Here is an 18,118-nt window from a genome sequence, read left to right on the forward strand (position 1 = left end):
CCGATGTCGTACAGTCAATCGTGCTTCTTCATCAGGTGCGGGGCCAGGCCCAGCTCGTGCCGACGCCGCAGGCGCAGCCGGGCGAGGCGCCAACAGCGCACGCCCAGCCAGAGCAGTACCAGCCCGGCCAGGGCCAGCACCACGGCCAGCGGACGATTGGCATGCAGGTCGGCGAGCGCCTCGTAGTTGCCCAGCACGCCAGCGACGCCGGCCATGGCCAGGAGAATTCCCAGCGTGGCGAGCAGCGTGGCCAGGGCCGCCGCCAGGCGCGCTCCCCAACCGCCAGGTCGGCGCGGGCGCAGGTGGCGGGCATCGAAACTGTCGGATCGCTTCATCCCGGTTTCCTCGTGAGCTCTGCGCAGTCGACTCCTGGCCGAGGATGCTGGTTCCGCCCGGGCATCGGCGAGCGGGTGTTCAGATCAGGCTGTCGGTCGGGGCCACGCAAGCGAAGTTGTCGGCCATCACGGCCATTTCACAGCGATGGATCAGTGCCGCGGGAATCACTTCGTCCTTGAAGGCCAGGTCGCGCGTGGTGGAGGCATCCTCGACCAGGGTGCAGCGGTAACCATAGTCCTTGGCGCGACGTACCGTGGTGCTGACGCTCGAATGACTCATGAAACCGCAGACGATGATATCCAGATGGCCAAGCGCCTGCAGGGTTTCGTGCAGGCTGGTGTTCTTGAAGGCATTGGGCATGCGCTTCTCGATCACGGTCTCGCCGTCGAGCGGTTCGAGACCGGGAATGAACTCGCCGCGGCTGCCCTGGGGATCGAACAGGCCACCGACGGTGCCGAGATGGCGCACATGGACGATCGGGCGCCCGGCCTTGCGCGCGGCCTCGAGCAACCTGGCGATGTTGGCCACCGCCTGGTCCATGCCCGACAGGGCCAGCGGGCCCTCGAGGTATTCCTTCTGGGCATCGATGACGATGAGGCTGGCCTGGCTCAGCCTGGCCGGCGGATAGTCGCGGCCACTCAGGCGGAACATCGTGGTTGGAACGGACATCAAGGGCTCCTTCACTAGGGCTTTTGTGCCCCTATTGTCACTTGCCAGCGCTTCAATGGGAATGGTTGACAGCTCAGACAGCATGATTCCTGGCCTGCGGCGCCGGCGCGGTGCAGGCCGAGGGAACATTTCCCTCGCGGTGCTGTTAGACTTTTGTACTGTCTGATAAGGAGTTTCTCGTGATCACATCCCGCCTGCGCACGCTGCGCGATCATATCCGCTGGGCCGTCAGCCGCTTCCATGAGCATGACCTGTTCTTCGGCCACGGGGCCGACAACGCCTGGGACGAAGCCCGGATGCTGGTCCTCGGGGCGCTGCATTTGCCGTGGGAAATGGCCGATGGCTACCTGGACTGCCAGCTCGAGGACGATGAGCGTGTCCGTCTGCAGCACCTGATCAAGCGGCGTATCGAGGACCGGGTGCCGACCGCCTACCTGCTGGGCGAGGCGTGGTTCTGCGGCATGTCGTTCGTGGTCGACGACCGCGTGCTGGTGCCGCGCTCGCCGATTGGCGAGCTGATCGAGAAACGCTTCGCCCCTTGGCTGGCCGACGAACCGGCGCGCATCCTGGACCTGTGCACCGGCTCGGGCTGCATCGGCATCGTCGCCGCCGACGTGTTCACCGAGGCCGAAGTCGTGCTGTCGGACCTGTCGTTCGAGGCGCTGGAAGTGGCCAACCGCAACATCGAGCGGCATGGCCTCGAGGATCGTGTCTACACGGTGCAGGGCGATGGCTTTGCCGGCCTGCCCGGCCAGCGCTTCGACCTGATCCTGTCCAACCCGCCGTACGTCGATGCCGAGGACTTCGCCGACATGCCGGCCGAGTACCATCACGAACCCAAGCTCGGCCTGGCCTGCGGCAGCGACGGCCTGGACCTGGTGCGCCGGATGCTGGCCGAAGCCGCCGACCACCTGACCGAGAAAGGCCTGCTGGTGGTCGAAGTCGGCAACAGCCAGGTGCATGTCGCCAACCTCTACCCCGAGGTCGACTTCGCCTGGCTGGAATTCGAGCGCGGCGGGCACGGTGTATTCATGCTGACCGCGCAACAGTGCCGCGACCACCAGGCACTCTTCCAATCCCGAACCTGAGCCGCACGCTACAAGCTGATCGTGTGACTAGCGCACCCCGCGCCGGCCTTGAGCATGCAGGCGCTGGCAAAGGCTACTCGGTCAGCCTGCCGCTTGCCGCTTGCAGCTCCCGGCCTCACCGGGTAGCCATCCAGATCAGCAGGGCCGCCTGGAACACCGCGAAGGCCACCAGGCAGGTGATGGTGAAGCGCAAGCCGCCGTCTTCGCGACGGTAGCGGGCCACGCGTTCGTCGCGCTCGCGCAGCTGCGCTTCCTTGTCCTGCAACTGCTGGTCGGCCTGTTGCAGCAGGCCGGCGGCTTCGAGCATGTCCAGGCGCTGGACTTTCTCGCTGTTGTAGCCTTGCCTGAGCTGGCCGACCGGCGTCTCGACGATGCAGCCCTTGAGCTGTTGGCCTTCGGCGTGTTCCAGACGCAGACCGATGGCGCGCAGCACGTGGTCGCGGCGCAGGCGGGCCTCGGGGTCGATGGCGTCCTTGACCGGCAGCTCCATGCGCTCGACCTGATAGTGCGACCAGCGTGCCTGCAGCCATTGCACCGCCTGGGACAGCAGGAAGCGGCCCAGGCCGCGGTCAGTCGGCTCCATCTGCAGGCCCTGAAGGTCACCCAGGCGCACCTGGCGCTGTTCATGGTCGACCCAGACGTCCAGGCGGTTCTGCTCCTTGCGCACGCGTTCCCCGGGCAGGCGGATTTCCAGGCGCAGCAGGCTCAGCGCCAGGCCGTGGCGCTCGGCATGGCCAAATTCGACGAAACGCAACGGACGTGGCCCCTTGAGGCGATCCGTCGGCAATGGCGCCAGTCGCAACAGCTGGAAGTGCTCGACCGCCACCTCGGCCCAGGGCAGGGCGGGGCTGTCGCTGGCAGACGGCTCCTGCCCGGCAGGCTCGGTGGGGGTGGCTTCGCTCATCGGGTATTCCTCGCAGGCTGTTCGAACGATCGGGTCGCCAGCGTACGCACACGGCGTGGCGGCGTGGCCCAAGGTCGGATATCAGCGTATCGGCCAGGCGAGGCAGAACCTGAGCGCTGCGCTCAGCTCGTCGGCAGGCCGCGGATGAAGCTGACGATCCGTTCGCCCAGCTCGTGGGCCAAGGGCAATTCCGGGTTGCTGTAGCTTTCGCGTTGCTCGCTCATGTCGGCCGGGCTGATGCGCAGCATGTGGTTCATGCCGTCGATCAGCACCATCTGCGCGTCCGGCCGGGCCGCCTTCAGGCGTTCGGCGTCGGCCACGTCCACCTGCACGTCGTTGCGCCCCTGAATGATCAGGGCGGGAATCGTGAGCCGGGCGAAGGCCGCCGCTGGATCCTGGCGGAACAGCGAGATCAGGTAGGGCTGGACACTGGGACGAAAGACCTGGCGCAGCGGCGCCGGTACGTCCAGGCTGGTCTGCCCGGCCTGCAGACGGTCGAGCAGGGCGTTGCCGCGGGCCAGTTCGCGCCTGGACAAACGCTGCGCCAGTTGCTCGCGCACGACCTCGGCCAGTGGTCGGCCGCTGCCGGCCAGGCTGACGATGGCGCTGGCGCCAGCGGGCTCGGCGGCCAGGCTGGCGATCAGCGCGCCTTCGCTGTGTCCGATCAGGATCAGCTGGCCGAAGCGCGGGTCGGCCTTGAGCATGCGGCCCCAGGCGCTGGCGTCCGCGACATAGCGTTCCACGCTCAGGTCGCGCTCGTCCGGGGTGGCCGGCTGGCTGGCCGCCACGCCACGCTTGTCGTAGCGCACGCTGGCGATATGCGCGTCGGCCAGCAGCCAGGCCAGGCGCTTGAGGTTGTCGACCCGACCGCCAGCCGGGTTGTTGCCATCGCGGTCGGTCGGACCGGAGCCGGCGATGATCAGCACCACCGGCGGCGGGGTGTCGCCCTGCGGCAGCAGCAGGCTGCCATGCAGCACGCCCTGGTCGGTCTGCAGGTCGATCGGGCGTTGCAGGACGGTGGGGGAGGCGGCCTGGGCCAGGCCGGTACAGCACAGCAGGAACAAGGCGACAATGCGCGACTTCATCGAACTACCAGCGCGGCGCCGGGCCGCTCCTTCACGGTGGGATGCCGGTTGGACATGGTCGGCGCCCGCAAGGTTCTGCTTGCGGGGATGAACAACCCGGTAGGCCTGCGTATACTGGCGGCCTTGTTCAAATCAGGCTGATTCGCGGAGCGTCCTGCATGTCCGGCAATACCTACGGCAAGCTGTTCACTGTCACCACCGCTGGCGAGAGCCATGGTCCGGCGTTGGTCGCCATAGTCGACGGCTGCCCGCCGGGCCTGGAGATTTCCCTGGCCGACCTGCAGCACGACCTGGATCGACGCAAGCCCGGGACCAGCCGGCACACCACCCAGCGCCAGGAGCCCGACGAGGTCGAGATTCTCTCCGGCGTGTTCGAGGGCCGCACCACCGGCTGCCCGATCGGCCTGCTGATCCGCAACACCGACCAGAAGTCCAAGGACTACTCGGCCATCAAGGACCTGTTCCGCCCGGCCCATGCCGACTACACCTATCACCACAAGTACGGTACCCGCGACTACCGTGGCGGTGGTCGCAGCTCGGCGCGCGAGACCGCCATGCGGGTGGCCGCCGGGGCCATCGCCCGCAAGTACCTGGCCAGCCAGGGCATCCGCGTGCGTGGCTACATGAGCCAGCTTGGGCCGATCCAGATTCCGTTCAAGACCTGGCAGTCGGTGGAGCAGAACGCCTTCTTCTGCCCCGATCCGGACAAGGTCGCCGAGCTGGAAACCTACATGGACCAGCTGCGCCGCGATCAGGATTCGGTCGGCGCGAAGATCACCGTGGTCGCCGAAGGCGTGATGCCTGGCCTGGGCGAGCCGATCTTCGATCGCCTGGACGCCGACCTGGCCCATGCACTGATGAGCATCAATGCGGTCAAGGGTGTGGAAATCGGGGCTGGCTTCGCCAGTGTCGCCCAGCGTGGCACCGAGCACCGTGACGAACTGACCCCGGCGGGGTTCCAGGGCAACAACGCCGGCGGCATTCTCGGCGGCATTTCCTCGGGCCAGCCGATCGTCGCCCACCTGGCGCTCAAGCCGACCTCGAGCATCACCACGCCGGGGCAGTCCATCGACGTGCATGGCAACCCGGTCGAGGTGATCACCAAAGGTCGCCACGACCCTTGCGTGGGCATCCGCGCCACGCCGATCGCCGAGGCGATGATGGCCATCGTGCTGATGGACCACCTGCTGCGTCATCGCGCGCAGAACGCCGAGGTCAAGGTAGCCACGCCGGTGCTGCGTTGAACCTGGCTGGCGCGCCTGTCGGCGCCCGGGCCTGCTGAGCCGTGGCGCCGATCCCCTACTGGCGGCTGTCCAGCTTCTATCTGTTCTATTTTGCCCTGCTGGGCGCCACGGCGCCGTTCCTGGCGCTGTACTTCGACCACCTGGGGTTTTCCCCGGCGCGCATCGGCGAGCTGGTGGCCATCCCCATGCTGATGCGCTGCATCGCGCCGAACTTGTGGGGCTGGCTGGGCGACCGCAGTGGCCGGCGCCTGCTCATCGTGCGCCTGGGGGCCTTGTCGACCCTGGCCAGTTTCGCGCTGATCTTGCTGGGCAAGAGCTATGCCTGGCTGGCGCTGGTCATGGCCTTGCACGCGTTCTTCTGGCATGCGGTGCTGCCGCAGTTCGAAGTGATCACCCTGGCTCACCTGCATGGGCAGACCGCGCGCTACAGCCAGGTCCGGCTGTGGGGGTCGATCGGCTTCATCCTGGCGGTGATCGGCCTGGGGCGATTGTTCGAATGGCTGAGCCTGGATATCTATCCGCTGGCCGTGCTGGCGATCATGGCCGGCATTCTGGGCGCCAGCCTATGGGTGCCGGACGCCAGGCCGGTCGAGCACGCCGAGCGAGGCAGCGGCGGTGGCTTCCTCAGGCAGCTGGCGGCGCCCGGCGTCGCGGGGTTCTATGTGTGCGTGGCGCTCATGCAGCTCAGCCATGGGCCTTATTACACGTTCCTCACCTTGCACCTGGAGCACCTGGGCTACGGGCGTGGAGCCATCGGCCTGCTCTGGGCGCTGGGCGTGCTCGCCGAAGTGCTGGTGTTCATGCTCATGAGCCGGCTGTTCAAGCGTTTCTCGGTGCAGCAGGTGCTGCTGGCCAGTTTCCTGCTCGCGGGGCTGCGCTGGCTGCTGCTGGGCGAACTGGCGCAGGTGCCTGCGGTACTGCTGCTGGCGCAGGGGCTGCACGCCGCCACCTTCGGTTGCTTCCATGCCGCCTCGATCGCCTTCGTCCAGGGCAGTTTCGCCGCGCGCCAGCAAGGCCAGGGACAGGCGCTGTACGCCGCCCTGGCCGGCACTGGTGGCGCTTTGGGCGCCTTGTACTCCGGCTATGCCTGGACGCTCCTGGGCCCACGCTCCACCTTTGGTATAGCCAGTCTGGCCGCCTGTATGGCAGCCGTTATCATGATCATCCGAATGAAGCAGAGCAGGACAGTCCCCGATGAGCATCCTTAGCGTTTTCCATGCCTCCAGCGCGCACCTGCCAGGCAAGGTCCTGACCCACCATGAGGACGTCGTCACGACCCTGGCCGAGCAAGGCGTGCGCTTCGAACGTTGGGACAGCGGTGTGTCGCTGCGCCCCGGCACGCCGAGCCAGGCAGTGCTGGAGCAGTGCGCGGCCACGCTGGATGGCTTACAGGGCGCGTATCACTGCCAGGCCGTGCGCCTGCTCAATTGCGACGGCGTGGATGCCACGACGGCTGGGCTGCGCGATGAGCACGTGCATCCGGTCGATGAGGTCCTGACGGTACTCGGTGGTCGGGTGCAGGTAGCCATGCGCCTGGCCGACCAGGTGCTGTCCGTGCTGTGCGAAAAGGGTGATCTGGTTCGAATCCCGGCGGGTGTGGCGCGCTGGTTCGAACTGGGGGAAAGGCCGTTCTGCCTGGCGCTGAGGTTGTTCGAGCATGAGCGAGGGGTGATGCCTCGATTCACCGGGAATGCGCAAGCACGGGAATTTCCCGGCATCGACGAACTCTGATGTCAGGCAGGTGAAAGGCTTGGGGTCGTCGCCAGGTACGATCGCAAGATCGGCCTGCCTCCGCGATGCTTCTGGCGGGACGGCCGGTCTTGCGAGTGTCCTGCAGCCACTTAGCGGTAGGTCGGCAGGGCGAAGCGTTGCTGGCTTTGCAACATCGAGATCACGGGCAGCTCGCTGGCCTGCTCGGCAAGATCGCGGCGAATCGCGCTGATGGCCCAGGAGAGCTGTTCAGCGCTGTGCAACTGAGCGTACGACAGGACGCGCCGGGTCACCTTGCCATCACTGCCACGCAGGGTCAGCAGGATACCGCCGTCGGGGCGAGGCTGAGTGGCGACTTGATAGGCTGCGAAGACCGAAGCGAATTTTTCCTGAATGAGGTCCATGTCCTACTCCGAATGTTGTGTGAACAGAATTGACATGGATGAGTGCAGCGAGCGTGCCAGGTTTTCCCGATTGAAAAATCCCTTTTAAATCAACATGTTATGAAGTGTTTTCAAACACCTTCGCCGTGCATAGTGCATGGTCGTGCATTTTGCACAGTGCATTTTGCATGGCGCTCGCAGTCGGTGTGCCCCGACCTGGCATGGTCACGCTGGAACCTTCTTTCCTGCAGCGCTGCCTATGCTTGATAAAGACGCAATTCCCAGAAGCAGGAGAGTGCAGATGTCCGATGCTGGCCAGTCAGGTTCGACCATGACCGATGAAGAAGCCATCGAATTCGCCGAACAGGTCTTCGAGCGGGCCCGCCAAGGCGATGCGCAGATGCTTGCGCGGCTGGTGGACAGCGGTTTGCCCGTCAACCTGCGCAACCAGAAGGGTGATAGCTTGCTGATGCTCGCCAGCTACCATGGCCATCAGGCTGCGGTTAAGGCTTTGCTCGAGCGTGGCGCCGATCCGCTGCTGGCCAACGACAATGGTCAGTTGCCGATCGCTGGCGCGGCCTTCAAGGGCGACCTGGCGATGATTCGTCTGTTGATCGAGCATGGGGTCCCGGTCGATGCCGCTGCGGCCGATGGTCGTACCGCGCTGATGCTGGCTGCCATGTTCAATCGCAGCGAAATCCTCGAGTACCTGCTCGAGCAGGGCGCAGACCCCAGGCACCGCGATGCGCGAGGCACCGATGCCCTCGCCGCGGCCGTGACCATGGGCGCTCCCGATACGGCCGCGCGCCTGCAGGCGCTGGTCGGTTAGCCGTCGCGGGCTGATTGGGGCTATCCTTGGCGACTTTTTTCGCTCGCAGGGGCCCTCATGAAAGACCAGTTGCTCGAACTCATTCGCCTCGTCGGTGCCGGCTGCATGCCTGACGAGCAGATCGAACGGATCGCCGAGGAAGCCGCCCAGGCCTATGCCGACCCCGCCGGCTTTCTCGCCGCCAACCCGGACGTCAACTACGACGACAGTTTCCCGATTGCGCTGGGCGAGTGGGTGGTGGTCGGCAGCCTGCCCGACACCGTGCTGTTCCAGGCCGACAGTTACCAGGAGCTGTTCCAGCGGATCACCGAATCGTTCGACAAGAGCGTGCCGTTCAACCTCAAGCCCAAGCAACTGGCGCGCACCGAACCGCTGACCGCGCTCAACCGTATCCAGGTGCAGATGGCGGCACTGAACAAGGAAGCCGGCGGCTACGTGCTAGTCAATTTCAGTCAGTTGCTGGACGACGAGTTGCAGATGGTGCTGGTCGGCCAGCACGACCTGGCGCGGCTGCTCGAGCTGAGCGCCGAGCTGGGCATCGCCGCGGCGCCTGCCCTGGAGGCCCTGCGGGTCGCCGCGCACGTCTGAGCGGTCAGCCCAGGGCGGTGTCGAGGAACATCATTACCGCGAAGCCGCCCATCAGGCCAAGGGTGGCAGAGGTCTGGTGGCCGTTGCGGTGGGTTTCCGGGATGACTTCATGGGAGACCACGAACAGCATGGCGCCGGCGGCCAGCCCCATGCTCACCGGATAGGCCAGGGCGAAGCCGGTGGAGATGCCCAGACCGATCACCGAACCCAGCGGCTCCATCAATCCCGAGCCGATCGCCACCAGCGCGGCCTTGAAGTTGGACAGGCCCGTCGCGCGCAGGGCCAGGGCCACCGCCAGGCCTTCGGGAATGTCCTGGATGGCGATCGCGCTGGTCAGCGGCAGCCCCACGGCCATGTCGCCATTGGTGAAGCTCACGCCGATGGCCATGCCTTCCGGCAGGTTGTGCAAGGTGATCGCCAGCACGAACAGCCAGACCCGGCTGATGCGCGCCGACTCGGGACCGCAAGGCCCGGTGCTTTCGTGCTCATGGGGCGTGAAGCGATCCAGGCCGAGCATCAGCAGCACGCCCAGCGCCATGCCAAGCACCACGGTGAACGCCGCGGCGCTGCCGCTGCCAGTGATTTCCCGGGCAGCGTCCAGCCCGGGCAGGATCAGCGAAAACGAGCTGGCCGCCAGCATCATCCCCGCGGCGAAGCCGAGCATCACATCCTGGTTGCGACTGCTGACATCGCGCAATACCACGGCCAGTACCGCACCCAGCGCCGTGGCGGCAAAGCCCGAGGAACCGCCGAGAAACGCCAGGTGCAGGTTGTGCGAATGCTCGCCCTGGAAGGCATTCCAGATACTGGCGCCGAGCAGCGCCAGGATCGCCAGCAGGCTCACGCCCAGGCCCGCGCTCAACCACGGCGTGGTCAGGACTTGTTCCCGCCAGGCACTGCGCATGGTCGAAGGGATGGCACTGTGGGTATGGGCTGGGGGCATGCGGACCTCGTCGACGAAAGGTGAAGGCAGTCTACTGTCTTGACCTGGCGAACGCGCCGGGATTCCTTCTATCGAGCCGATAGCCGACTATGCTCAGCCAGAGGGCAACCGCAGCGGGAGGCATGCACATGGGATCGACATTCAACGGCCTGGTCGGCCTGATCATTTTCGCCCTGGACATCTGGGCGATCATCAACGTCGTTAAAAGCAGTGCGGGGCTAGGCGCCAAGATCCTCTGGGTGCTGCTCATCCTCCTGCTGCCGGTCGTGGGCCTGATCATCTGGGCGATCGCCGGGCCCAGGGGACGCTAGCCGCTAACGTAGCGCGTCGGCGCTGGCGCAGCGGACGAGGCGAACCGTGGCGCGGCGGCAAGTGCTCCCGACCGGCCGGTATCTGGCTGCTCGTGCGGTTGGCCAGGCGCCTGCAGCAGCCTCGTCACACAATTTTCACACGTGATTGCCGACAATCCGCGCCGCACGATACGGCCTTGGCCCAATTGTCTTCGCGCAAGCCAATGACCGCTCGACCCCTGCCGCCAAGGCAGGCGTGCCCTCTCGCAAACCCGCAATTCCAGGACCTTACCATTCATGGCCAACACGGATGCCTTGAAGCACGGGGCGGTGTCCCGCCCATTCGCGCCGACCCTCAGATCACACCTGGCCTACACGCTGCTCAGCGGCCTGCTGATCATGCTGATGCTCAGCCTGGTGCGCCTTGCATTGTTGCTCTACAACAGCGACATGGTCGGCCAGACGCCGTGGTCGACCGTCGCCGAAGGTTTTCTCAACGGCCTGCGCTTCGACCTGCGGGTCGTGGTCTACATCAGCATTCCGCTGCTGCTGGCCGTGCTGGTGCCCAGGGCAATGGCCGCGCGCGGCTTGTTCCGGCTCTGGCTGACCTTGGCCTCGAGCCTGGTGATGTTCCTCGGCCTGGTGGAGATGGACTTCTACCGCGAGTTCCACCAGCGCCTCAACGGCCTGGTCTTCCAATACATCAAGGAAGACCCCAAGACCGTGCTGAGCATGCTCTGGTATGGCTTCCCGGTGGTTCGCTACGTGCTGGCCTGGCTGTTCGGCACCTGGCTGCTGAGCCTGCTGTTCAAGGGCATCGATCGCCTGACCCGGAGCATCGGCGGCGCGCCACGGCCGGCCACGCCGTGGTACAACCGCCTGGCGGTGTTCATGGTGATCCTGCTGCTGGCGGTGGTCGCCGCGCGCGGCACCTTGCGCCAGGGGCCGCCGATGCGCTGGGGCGATGCCTTCACCACCGATTCCAATTTCGTCAACCAGCTGGGCCTCAACGGTACACTGACCCTGATCGATGCGGCCAAGAGCCGTTTCGGCGAGGACCGCGCCAATATCTGGAAGCCTACCCTCGATCCGCAGAAAGCCCAGCAGAACGTACGCGACTTGCTGCTCACGCCTGCCGATACCCTGGCCGATGCCGACAGCGCGGCAGTGCGCCGTGACTTCCTGCCACCTGCCGAGCGGACGCTGCCGATCCGCAACGTGGTGGTGATCCTCATGGAGAGCTTCGCCGGGCATTCGGTTGGCGCGCTGGGCAGCACCGAGCAGATCACGCCCAACTTCGACCGACTGGCCAAGCAAGGGCTGCTGTTCGACCGCTTCTTCTCCAATGGCACGCATACCCATCAGGGCATGTTCGCCACCATGGCCTGCTTCCCCAACCTGCCAGGCTTCGAATACCTGATGCAGACGCCCGAAGGTGGCCACAAGCTGTCCGGACTGCCGGCGCTGCTCAGCGCCCGCGACTACGACGACGTCTACGTCTACAACGGTGATTTCGCCTGGGACAACCAGTCCGGCTTCTTCGGCAACCAGGGCATGACCACCTTCATCGGCCGCAACGACTTCGTCAATCCGGTGTTCTCCGACCCGACCTGGGGCGTGTCCGACCAGGACATGTTCGACCGGGCGGCCGAGGAACTGGCGCACAACTATGGCAAGAAGCCTTTCTATGCCCTGTTGCAGACCCTGTCCAACCATACGCCGTATGCCTTGCCCAAGGACCTGCCAGTCGCCCCGGTGACCGGCCAGGGACGCCTGGACGAGCACCTGACCGCCATGCGCTATTCGGACTGGGCGCTGGGCCAGTTCTTCGAGAAGGCGCGCAAGCAGCCGTACTACAACGAGACCCTGTTCGTGATCGTCGGCGACCATGGCTTCGGCAACCACCAGCAGGTTACCGAACTGGACCTGGGCCGCTTCAACGTACCGTTGCTGCTGATCGCCCCCGGTATCCAGGAGAAGTTCGGCGCGGTCAACCATACCGTCGGCACCCAGGTCGACATCGTGCCGACCATCATGGGTCGCCTCGGTGGCCAGACCCGTCACCAGTGCTGGGGGCGTGACCTGCTGAACCTGCCGCCAGGCGATCCGGGCGTAGGCATCATCAAGCCTTCGGGCAGCGAACAGATCGTCGGGCTGGTGCAGGGCGATCGCATCCTCATCGAATCCCGCGACATGGAGCCACGCCTGTACCGCTACCAGTTGGGCCGCGAGTTCAAGGCCGAGCCGATCCACGGCGCCGACCAGCCGCAACTGTTGGAAAAGCTCGAGTCGTACATCCAGACCGCGACGCGCAGCTTGCTCGACAACACCGCCGGCGTGGTCCACGGCACCCCCGAATGAGCTGACCCAGGGGGCATCGAGGCGCGCCGGACGACCGGCGCGCCTTTTTTTCGACCTGCGATCCGCCGACCTGAACAAAAAGGCAGGCAGGCAGGTCAAGCGATAACGGGCGTCACTCGATGTTCGTCGATTGAGAGGTCAAGGCCAATGAAAGAATGGGAAATCATCTTCCTGGATCAACACGGTGTGCAGAATTCTCTTGTGTACAGCGGGGAGGAGTGCCCCAGCCACGAAGACGCGGCGCGGGCGATCCGAGCGCGGTTCTTTCCTGTCATGGAACAGGCAGACTTGAACGACTTCGAGAACCGAGTCGACTCGCCCACCGAACACCTGCTCAAGGAAAAGAGCAGCGTGACCATCCTGGGCATCAGTGAACGGTCCTGACCGACCGTTGCCGGCGCCCTAGGCAGGCGCTACCCTGCACTCAGGCAAGATCCGCCAGCGCGGCTTGCCTGATCCGGTTCATTCGCGTCTTGCAGCAGCTCGCGTTACCAGGCGCATCGCTTGCGTCTGGCAGGTGCCCCAGCACTGAAAGTCTATCCATTGTCTTACTCGGAGGACGTTTCATGAGCAGCCAGAATGAAGATGTCAGCAGCAATGTCCTGCGCCAGATGAAAGCTGGCGGATTCGATTTCACCCGCATCCATCCGATCGAGTTCTACGCCACGTTTCCCGATGAAGCCGGGGCGCGCCAGGCCGCCGGGCAGTTCCGCGGCGAGTCGCTCAATGCTCAGGTGTGCGAGCTGGACGATGGCGCCTGGCACCTGCAACTGAGCAAGGTCATGTTCGCCACCTACACCGGGATCGGCGCCTTCGAGCAAGCGTTCGAGGCCGTGATAGAACCACTGGGCGGTGAAGTGGAGGGCTGGGGCGTCAAGCAGGAACGCATTCTCGCCTGAGCGCCGAAGCGCCTGGAGCCGCTCGCTCCAGGCAGTCCGAGCCCGTGGACCGTGCGCATGGCCCCACACCGCCAGGGGTTGCCGGCCAGCAGACCAACCGCTAAGGTCGCCGCCTTGATCACGAGAGGCAACCATGGGCTATCTGTTTATCGTCGCACTGATCCAGGCGTTTTCCTTCAACCTCATTGGTGAATACCTGGCCGGGCAGGTCGACAGCTATTTCGCCGTGCTGGCGCGGGTGGTGCTGGCCGGCCTGGTATTCCTGCCGCTGACCCGCTGGCGCCAGGTGGAGCCGGGCTTCCTGCGTTCGATGCTGCTGATCGGCGCGTTGCAATACGGGGTGACCTATGTCTGCCTGTACCTGAGTTTCCGTGTGCTGACGGTGCCGGAGGTATTGCTGTTCACCATCCTCACCCCCCTGCACGTGACCCTGATCGAGGACGCCTTCAACCGGCGCTTCAACCCATGGGCACTGCTGGCCGCGCTGGTCGCGGTGGCAGGCGCGGCGGTGATCCGCTTCGACAGCATCAGCGGCGACTTCTTCATCGGCTTCCTGCTGCTGCAACTGGCGAACTTCACCTATGCGGCCGGCCAGGTGCTGTATCGCCACCTGGTGGCCCGTCATCCCAGCGACCTGCCGCACTACCGGCGCTTCGGCTACTTCTACCTGGGCGCGCTGGCGGTGGTGCTGCCGGCCTTCCTGTCGTTCGGCAGCGTCGAGCACCTGCCAGGCACCGCTACCCAGTGGCTGGTGCTGCTGTTCCTCGGCCTGTGCCCGACCGCGCTGGGCCTGTATTGGTGGAACAAGGGCGCCTGCCTGGTTTCCGGCGCGACCTTGGCGGTGATGAACAACCTGCACGTGCCGGTCGGGCTGCTGCTCAACCTGCTGATCTGGAACCAGGACGAGCCGCTGGGGCGGCTGGCGATCGGTGGCACGGTGATCCTCGCCTCGGTCTGGCTCAGCCGCCTGGGGGCTCGCCAGCAGGGACAATCCGGACCGCTAGCGGCTCGCTGATGGCCGTGGGCACAGCTTGGAGGAGGGCGCGCCGATGTGGCAAGGCCGATGGTGGGTGATGACACGGCGGCGGGTTCGTGCCTGGCTTGGCAGCGAGCCGGCGACCATGGGCTGCCCGGCCTCGACCGAGTCAGCGGACGAGACGGCCGTGCAGGTTGCCGACATGGACGAGCTGATTGCCTTCCTGCCGCGCCTTTACCCGGACGGCGTCGCCATCGAGGCCTGTCGCTACGAGCATGGTGCCCATTGGCCAACCTACCCGGCTGTGGTCGATGCCTTCTACGACTGTCTGGCCAAGCCCTGCTGGAGCGACCCTGACTACCGGGCCAATGGCGCCGGCGCGCTACTGGACAGTCCCGCGTGCATCGCCCAGGCCAACCTTGCGCAAATGCGCAGCATGCTGACCTGGTGCGTGCGCGGCGAGCGCTTCTGCGATGGGCACTGGGCAGCGATGATCGACAGCGGTCGCGTGTTGCACCTGCTGCGCAGGCTGGTCGTGCTGCGTGACCTCGCGGCTGGAGCGAGCGACGTCACGGCGGCTCGATGAGCGCACCAGAGCACCCACGCAGCTCGCCGGTGGGCGCTACCGCCTGGAACGCGCGCCCGACCTGGCTGACCTGCGCGGCTTCGAAGCAGGCAGGTCAGGCCAGGTAAGCCGCCAGCGCCTTGCCGGCGAGCAATATGGCGGCGACGATCGTCACGCCGGCAAAGGCTTGCTGCAGGCGCGGCCCCGACAGGCGCTCGGCGACCAGGCGGCCCGCCATCAGCCCCGCCGCGGTACCCAGGGCGAACGGAATCGCCGCCTCCCACAGCAGCATCCCGCCCAAGGCCGTCGTGGTCACGCTGCCCAGCGAAACCATGGCGATGATCGCCAGCGAAGTGGCGATGATGCTGCGATTTTCCAGGTTGGTGTAGCGCGTGAGGGCAGGCACGATGACGAAGCCGCCACCTACACCAAGCAGGCCCGACAGCAGTCCGGCCAGCAGGCCGGTGCCAGCCAGTGCCCGGGCACATGGCAAGGTCCAGCCCAACCGGCCCCTGATGGGGTCGAGCACGCAGGGCATCATCGCCGCTCGAACCGGCGCTGCGTCACCTCTGGCGGCCTGGCTGGCGCGACGAAACAGGCGCACGCCGACATGCACGAGCAGCGCCGAGAACAGCAATGCCAGCGGCGCGTTGGGAATCTGCCGGGCCAGATGCAGGCCCACCGGTGCCATGACCACGCCCATGAGCGCTACCAGCGTGGCGGCCTTGTAGCGCACGATCCCTTGCTTCAGGCCCAGCAACGCGCCAAGCGTGGCGGCCAGGCCAACGGCGAACAGGCCGACCGGCGCGGCTTGCGCCACGCTCAGCCCGAGCCCGAACACCAGTACCGGTACCGCAAGTATGCCGCCCCCGGCCCCGGTCAGCGCGAGCACCGCGCCGATCACGAAGCCCAGCGCCGTGCCCAGTAGGCCATGCTCGACCATTGGCGCTAGGCCTCGTCCCGCAACGTGGTGCCGGTCAGCCATTCGCGGCCTTTGAGCATGCCGCGCCAGTAGAACCAGGGCAGAAAGCGCGCCTTCAGCTGCCAGGCCAGCCAGGTAGGTCGGCGTCCATCCAGCAGCCAGGTTGGGAAGCTCGGTGCCAGCTTGCCGCCGTAGGCGAACTCGGCGAGCACGATCTTGCCTCGCTCGACGGTCAGCGGGCAGGAACCATAGCCATCGTAGACTGCCGTCGAGCGGCCCAAGCCGAGGCCGGTGAGAACGTTGATGGCCACGACCGGGGCCTGCTTGCGGGCAGCGGCCATGGTCTTCGCGTTGCTGGTATTGACCACGTCGCCAAGCGCGTGGATGTTCGGGTAGCGACGATGGGCGAGGGTGGCCGGGTCGACATCCACCCAGCCGTTGCCATCTGCCAGTGGGCTGGAACGGATGAAGTCGGGCGCCACCTGGGGTGGGACCACGTGCAGCATGTCGAACGACTCGACGACCTGCTCGCTCACGCCGTCCTCACCGGTGCGCAGGAACGTGGCCTGGCGGTTGGGGCCGTCCACCGCGACCAGCCGATGGGCGAAGCGAAGGTCGACGGCATACTTCTCCATGTAGCGCATCAGCGCCGGCACATAGGCAGCCACGCCGAACAGCACGCCACCGGCATTGTAGAAGCGGGTTTTCACCTGGCCCTGCAGGCCCTTGCCGTGCCAGTGATCGCAGGCCAGGTACAAAGCCTTCTGCGGCGCTCCGGCGCACTTGATCGGCATGGGCGGCTGGGTGAACAGCGCGGTGCCGCCCTGCAACTGCTGGATGAGCCGCCAGGTATAGGGCGCCAGGTCGTAGCGATAGTTGGAGGTGACGCCATTGGCTCCCAGTGTCTGCTCGAGTCCCTCGATGGCTGCCCAGTCCAGCTTCAGGCCGGGACAGACGATCAGCTGCTGGTATTTCACTACCTTGCCGTTGTCCAGCGTCACACTGTCGTGTTCAGGGGCGAACGTTGCCACCGCGGCCTTGATCCAGTCGACGCCTGGTGGAATCACCGAGGCCAGGGGCCGGGCGGTGGAGCTGGCGTCGAAAACGCCAGCGCCGACCATCGTCCAGCCGGGTTGGTAATAGTGGACATCGGCCGGATCGATCAGCGCGATGTCCAGCTCCGGCTGGCGAGCCTTCAGGCTGGCGGCGGTGGCGATGCCCGCCGAGCCGGCGCCGACGATCACCACCTGGTGGTGCAGGTCCGGGCTGCGTGGGCGGTCAGGGGTGTCAGTGGTGTCCGGCTGCAAGGGCGTGTGCTGCGTGTGCATGGAGGGTTTCCTGTAGAAGTCGATGAGCTTAGAACTGGTCGAGCGGGATCTTCAGATAGCGGATGCCGTTCGATTCGGGCTCGGGCAAATGGCCGCTGCGCATGTTCACCTGAACCGAGGGCAGCAGCAGGACGGGCATGTCCAGGGTGGAGTCGCGTGCCTCGCGCATCTTCACGAAGGCGTCCTCGCTGATGCCCTCGTGCACATGGATGTTCGACTCGAGCTGGGCCTGGACGCTGCTGACGCACTGCACGGGTCGGCCATTGGGGCCGTAGTCGTGGCAGGCGAACAGCTGCGTCTGGCCGGGCAGCGACAGGATCTTCCTGATCGAGCGGTACAGCGTCCTGGCGTCGCCGCCGGGAAAGTCGCAACGGGCGGTTCCGTAGTCGGGCATGAACAAGGTGTCACCGACGAAGGCGATGCCGTCTTCGCCATCTTCGACCACATAGCTCATGCAGGCCGGCGTGTGGCCGGGCGTGTGCATGGCCCTGGCCGCGAGATTGCCGATGGCGAAGGCCTCGCCATCCTCGAACAGGTGGTCGAACTGGCTGCCGTCACGCTTGAACGTGGGCTCGCTGTTGAACAGTTTGCCGAAGACTTGCTGGACCTTGGTGATCCGGCTGCCTATGCCGATCTTTCCACCCAGCCGCTCCTTGAGGTAAGGCGCTGCTGTCAGGTGGTCGGCGTGGACGTGGGTTTCCAGGATCCACTGCACCGACGCGCCCAGTTCGGCCACGCGCGCGATCAACCGATCTGCCGGGGCCGTGTCGGAACGCCCCGACTTGGGGTCGAAACCCAATACGGAGTCGACCAGCGCGCAATGGCCGCTGGCGCGGTCGAGCAGCAGGTAACTGAATGTGGAGGTGCTCGGGTCGAAGAACGGCTCGACCTCGATGTGCTTGCCGATGTTCATGAGAGGCTCCTGCGGTCTGTCTGGAGGGCTGGATCAAGATCCATGCCAGCTCGTCGACAGCCTCCTATGGCCCGCTTGCGCTGGG

Annotated in this window: 21 protein-coding genes; 12 read left to right on the top strand and 9 right to left on the bottom strand. The window is 65.8% G+C overall.

The genetic code is table 11. The features are described 5' to 3' along the window. Nucleotides 1–14: 14 nt before the first annotated feature. Together ACY8GK_RS00705 and ACY8GK_RS00710 are read right to left on the bottom strand one after the other, a co-directional pair. A complete protein-coding gene (locus tag ACY8GK_RS00705; protein ID WP_462402023.1) occupies nucleotides 15–335 on the bottom strand; it encodes a hypothetical protein in 321 nt (106 codons plus the stop codon). 79 nt (nucleotides 336–414) lie between these two features. Then, nucleotides 415–1,005: a cysteine hydrolase family protein gene (locus ACY8GK_RS00710; protein ID WP_196180262.1), complete on the bottom strand. Its 591-nt coding sequence runs from the start codon at nucleotides 1,003–1,005 to the stop codon at nucleotides 415–417. Nucleotides 1,006–1,184: 179 nt separating this feature from the next. Here ACY8GK_RS00710 and prmB point away from each other — a divergent pair, with 179 nt between their 5' ends. Then, a complete protein-coding gene (gene prmB, locus ACY8GK_RS00715) occupies nucleotides 1,185–2,093 on the top strand; it encodes a 50S ribosomal protein L3 N(5)-glutamine methyltransferase (RefSeq protein ID WP_196180263.1) in 909 nt (302 codons plus the stop codon). Between the two features lie 115 nt (nucleotides 2,094–2,208). On the opposite strand, the gene ACY8GK_RS00720 is transcribed toward prmB, so the two are convergent. Beyond that, nucleotides 2,209–2,997 (bottom strand): hypothetical protein, encoded by a 789-nt coding sequence (locus tag ACY8GK_RS00720; RefSeq protein ID WP_196180264.1) that lies wholly within the window; start codon nucleotides 2,995–2,997, stop codon nucleotides 2,209–2,211. Between the two features lie 122 nt (nucleotides 2,998–3,119). Next, nucleotides 3,120–4,082, bottom strand: coding sequence for an alpha/beta hydrolase (locus tag ACY8GK_RS00725; RefSeq protein ID WP_196180265.1), 963 nt, complete (start codon nucleotides 4,080–4,082; stop codon nucleotides 3,120–3,122). Nucleotides 4,083–4,240: 158 nt separating this feature from the next. Here ACY8GK_RS00725 and aroC point away from each other — a divergent pair, with 158 nt between their 5' ends. The 3 genes from aroC to ACY8GK_RS00740 are packed head-to-tail and all read left to right on the top strand — an operon-like array spanning nucleotide 4,241 to nucleotide 7,057. Beyond that, a complete protein-coding gene (gene aroC / locus ACY8GK_RS00730; protein ID WP_196180267.1) occupies nucleotides 4,241–5,326 on the top strand; it encodes a chorismate synthase in 1,086 nt (361 codons plus the stop codon). A gap of 41 nt (nucleotides 5,327–5,367) precedes the next feature. Next, nucleotides 5,368–6,534 carry an MFS transporter gene (locus ACY8GK_RS00735; protein ID WP_196180269.1) on the top strand — a complete coding sequence of 389 codons (1,167 nt, stop codon included), beginning with the start codon at nucleotides 5,368–5,370 and terminating at the stop codon, nucleotides 6,532–6,534. Further along, nucleotides 6,521–7,057: an oxidase gene (locus ACY8GK_RS00740; protein ID WP_196180271.1), complete on the top strand. Its 537-nt coding sequence runs from the start codon at nucleotides 6,521–6,523 to the stop codon at nucleotides 7,055–7,057. Before ACY8GK_RS00735 ends, ACY8GK_RS00740 begins: the two co-directional genes overlap by 14 nt. A gap of 110 nt (nucleotides 7,058–7,167) precedes the next feature. Here the strand turns inward: ACY8GK_RS00740 and ACY8GK_RS00745 are convergent, their stop codons facing one another. Continuing rightward, the gene (locus tag ACY8GK_RS00745; protein ID WP_196180272.1) at nucleotides 7,168–7,440 is read right to left on the bottom strand and encodes a DUF3509 domain-containing protein; all 273 of its coding nucleotides are present in this window, start codon (nucleotides 7,438–7,440) and stop codon (nucleotides 7,168–7,170) included. Nucleotides 7,441–7,720: 280 nt separating this feature from the next. Here ACY8GK_RS00745 and ACY8GK_RS00750 point away from each other — a divergent pair, with 280 nt between their 5' ends. Both ACY8GK_RS00750 and ACY8GK_RS00755 read left to right on the top strand, forming a co-directional pair. Then, complete coding sequence (locus ACY8GK_RS00750; protein WP_462402024.1) at nucleotides 7,721–8,248, top strand: ankyrin repeat domain-containing protein; 528 nt, start codon at nucleotides 7,721–7,723, stop codon at nucleotides 8,246–8,248. Between the two features lie 57 nt (nucleotides 8,249–8,305). After that, nucleotides 8,306–8,836, top strand: a complete 531-nt coding sequence (locus ACY8GK_RS00755; RefSeq protein WP_196180276.1) for a hypothetical protein — start codon at nucleotides 8,306–8,308, stop codon at nucleotides 8,834–8,836. 4 nt (nucleotides 8,837–8,840) lie between these two features. Here the strand turns inward: ACY8GK_RS00755 and ACY8GK_RS00760 are convergent, their stop codons facing one another. After that, nucleotides 8,841–9,779, bottom strand: coding sequence for a ZIP family metal transporter (locus ACY8GK_RS00760; RefSeq protein ID WP_462402025.1), 939 nt, complete (start codon nucleotides 9,777–9,779; stop codon nucleotides 8,841–8,843). A 128-nt stretch (nucleotides 9,780–9,907) separates the two neighbouring features. On the opposite strand from ACY8GK_RS00760, the gene ACY8GK_RS00765 reads away from it, so the two are divergent. From ACY8GK_RS00765 to ACY8GK_RS00790, 6 genes are all read left to right on the top strand, one after another. Then, nucleotides 9,908–10,090, top strand: coding sequence for a PLDc N-terminal domain-containing protein (locus ACY8GK_RS00765; RefSeq protein WP_196180280.1), 183 nt, complete (start codon nucleotides 9,908–9,910; stop codon nucleotides 10,088–10,090). Nucleotides 10,091–10,366: 276 nt separating this feature from the next. Beyond that, entirely contained in the window at nucleotides 10,367–12,430 is a 2,064-nt protein-coding gene (locus ACY8GK_RS00770) for an LTA synthase family protein (RefSeq protein ID WP_462402026.1), read from the top strand. 147 nt (nucleotides 12,431–12,577) lie between these two features. Continuing rightward, the gene (locus ACY8GK_RS00775) at nucleotides 12,578–12,814 is read left to right on the top strand and encodes a hypothetical protein (RefSeq protein ID WP_196180284.1); all 237 of its coding nucleotides are present in this window, start codon (nucleotides 12,578–12,580) and stop codon (nucleotides 12,812–12,814) included. A 182-nt stretch (nucleotides 12,815–12,996) separates the two neighbouring features. Further along, nucleotides 12,997–13,329: a ribonuclease E inhibitor RraB gene (locus ACY8GK_RS00780; protein ID WP_196180286.1), complete on the top strand. Its 333-nt coding sequence runs from the start codon at nucleotides 12,997–12,999 to the stop codon at nucleotides 13,327–13,329. Between the two features lie 133 nt (nucleotides 13,330–13,462). Continuing rightward, nucleotides 13,463–14,344 carry a carboxylate/amino acid/amine transporter gene (locus ACY8GK_RS00785; RefSeq protein WP_196180287.1) on the top strand — a complete coding sequence of 294 codons (882 nt, stop codon included), beginning with the start codon at nucleotides 13,463–13,465 and terminating at the stop codon, nucleotides 14,342–14,344. Between the two features lie 34 nt (nucleotides 14,345–14,378). Then, entirely contained in the window at nucleotides 14,379–14,891 is a 513-nt protein-coding gene (locus ACY8GK_RS00790) for a DUF6508 domain-containing protein (protein ID WP_462402027.1), read from the top strand. Nucleotides 14,892–14,985: 94 nt separating this feature from the next. On the opposite strand, the gene ACY8GK_RS00795 is transcribed toward ACY8GK_RS00790, so the two are convergent. Genes ACY8GK_RS00795 through ACY8GK_RS00805 form a run of 3 tightly spaced genes read right to left on the bottom strand, consistent with a single transcriptional unit; the run spans nucleotide 14,986 to nucleotide 18,033 of the window. Further along, a complete protein-coding gene (locus ACY8GK_RS00795; RefSeq protein WP_462402028.1) occupies nucleotides 14,986–15,813 on the bottom strand; it encodes a sulfite exporter TauE/SafE family protein in 828 nt (275 codons plus the stop codon). A gap of 5 nt (nucleotides 15,814–15,818) precedes the next feature. Continuing rightward, a complete protein-coding gene (locus ACY8GK_RS00800) occupies nucleotides 15,819–17,120 on the bottom strand; it encodes an NAD(P)/FAD-dependent oxidoreductase (protein ID WP_462402029.1) in 1,302 nt (433 codons plus the stop codon). Nucleotides 17,121–17,148: 28 nt separating this feature from the next. Next, nucleotides 17,149–18,033 carry an MBL fold metallo-hydrolase gene (locus tag ACY8GK_RS00805; RefSeq protein ID WP_462402030.1) on the bottom strand — a complete coding sequence of 295 codons (885 nt, stop codon included), beginning with the start codon at nucleotides 18,031–18,033 and terminating at the stop codon, nucleotides 17,149–17,151. Between the last annotated feature and the right edge of the window lie 85 nt (nucleotides 18,034–18,118).

This window comes from Pseudomonas sp. Marseille-QA0332, from assembly GCF_054950175.1.

Excerpts from the sequence above, each read along its gene's own strand:
- ACY8GK_RS00705 (WP_462402023.1), bottom strand. The coding sequence starts at position 335 with ATGAAGCGATCCGACAGTTTCGATGCCCGCCACCTGCGCCCGCGCCGA.
- ACY8GK_RS00710 (WP_196180262.1), bottom strand. The coding sequence starts at position 1,005 with ATGTCCGTTCCAACCACGATGTTCCGCCTGAGTGGCCGCGACTATCCG.
- ACY8GK_RS00720 (WP_196180264.1), bottom strand. The coding sequence starts at position 2,997 with ATGAGCGAAGCCACCCCCACCGAGCCTGCCGGGCAGGAGCCGTCTGCC.
- ACY8GK_RS00725 (WP_196180265.1), bottom strand. The coding sequence starts at position 4,082 with ATGAAGTCGCGCATTGTCGCCTTGTTCCTGCTGTGCTGTACCGGCCTG.
- aroC (WP_196180267.1), top strand. The coding sequence starts at position 4,241 with ATGTCCGGCAATACCTACGGCAAGCTGTTCACTGTCACCACCGCTGGC.
- ACY8GK_RS00740 (WP_196180271.1), top strand. The coding sequence starts at position 6,521 with ATGAGCATCCTTAGCGTTTTCCATGCCTCCAGCGCGCACCTGCCAGGC.
- ACY8GK_RS00745 (WP_196180272.1), bottom strand. The coding sequence starts at position 7,440 with ATGGACCTCATTCAGGAAAAATTCGCTTCGGTCTTCGCAGCCTATCAA.
- ACY8GK_RS00750 (WP_462402024.1), top strand. The coding sequence starts at position 7,721 with ATGTCCGATGCTGGCCAGTCAGGTTCGACCATGACCGATGAAGAAGCC.
- ACY8GK_RS00755 (WP_196180276.1), top strand. The coding sequence starts at position 8,306 with ATGAAAGACCAGTTGCTCGAACTCATTCGCCTCGTCGGTGCCGGCTGC.
- ACY8GK_RS00760 (WP_462402025.1), bottom strand. The coding sequence starts at position 9,779 with ATGCCCCCAGCCCATACCCACAGTGCCATCCCTTCGACCATGCGCAGT.
- ACY8GK_RS00765 (WP_196180280.1), top strand. The coding sequence starts at position 9,908 with ATGGGATCGACATTCAACGGCCTGGTCGGCCTGATCATTTTCGCCCTG.
- ACY8GK_RS00770 (WP_462402026.1), top strand. The coding sequence starts at position 10,367 with ATGGCCAACACGGATGCCTTGAAGCACGGGGCGGTGTCCCGCCCATTC.
- ACY8GK_RS00775 (WP_196180284.1), top strand. The coding sequence starts at position 12,578 with ATGAAAGAATGGGAAATCATCTTCCTGGATCAACACGGTGTGCAGAAT.
- ACY8GK_RS00780 (WP_196180286.1), top strand. The coding sequence starts at position 12,997 with ATGAGCAGCCAGAATGAAGATGTCAGCAGCAATGTCCTGCGCCAGATG.
- ACY8GK_RS00785 (WP_196180287.1), top strand. The coding sequence starts at position 13,463 with ATGGGCTATCTGTTTATCGTCGCACTGATCCAGGCGTTTTCCTTCAAC.
- ACY8GK_RS00790 (WP_462402027.1), top strand. The coding sequence starts at position 14,379 with ATGTGGCAAGGCCGATGGTGGGTGATGACACGGCGGCGGGTTCGTGCC.
- ACY8GK_RS00795 (WP_462402028.1), bottom strand. The coding sequence starts at position 15,813 with ATGGTCGAGCATGGCCTACTGGGCACGGCGCTGGGCTTCGTGATCGGC.
- ACY8GK_RS00800 (WP_462402029.1), bottom strand. The coding sequence starts at position 17,120 with ATGCACACGCAGCACACGCCCTTGCAGCCGGACACCACTGACACCCCT.
- ACY8GK_RS00805 (WP_462402030.1), bottom strand. The coding sequence starts at position 18,033 with ATGAACATCGGCAAGCACATCGAGGTCGAGCCGTTCTTCGACCCGAGC.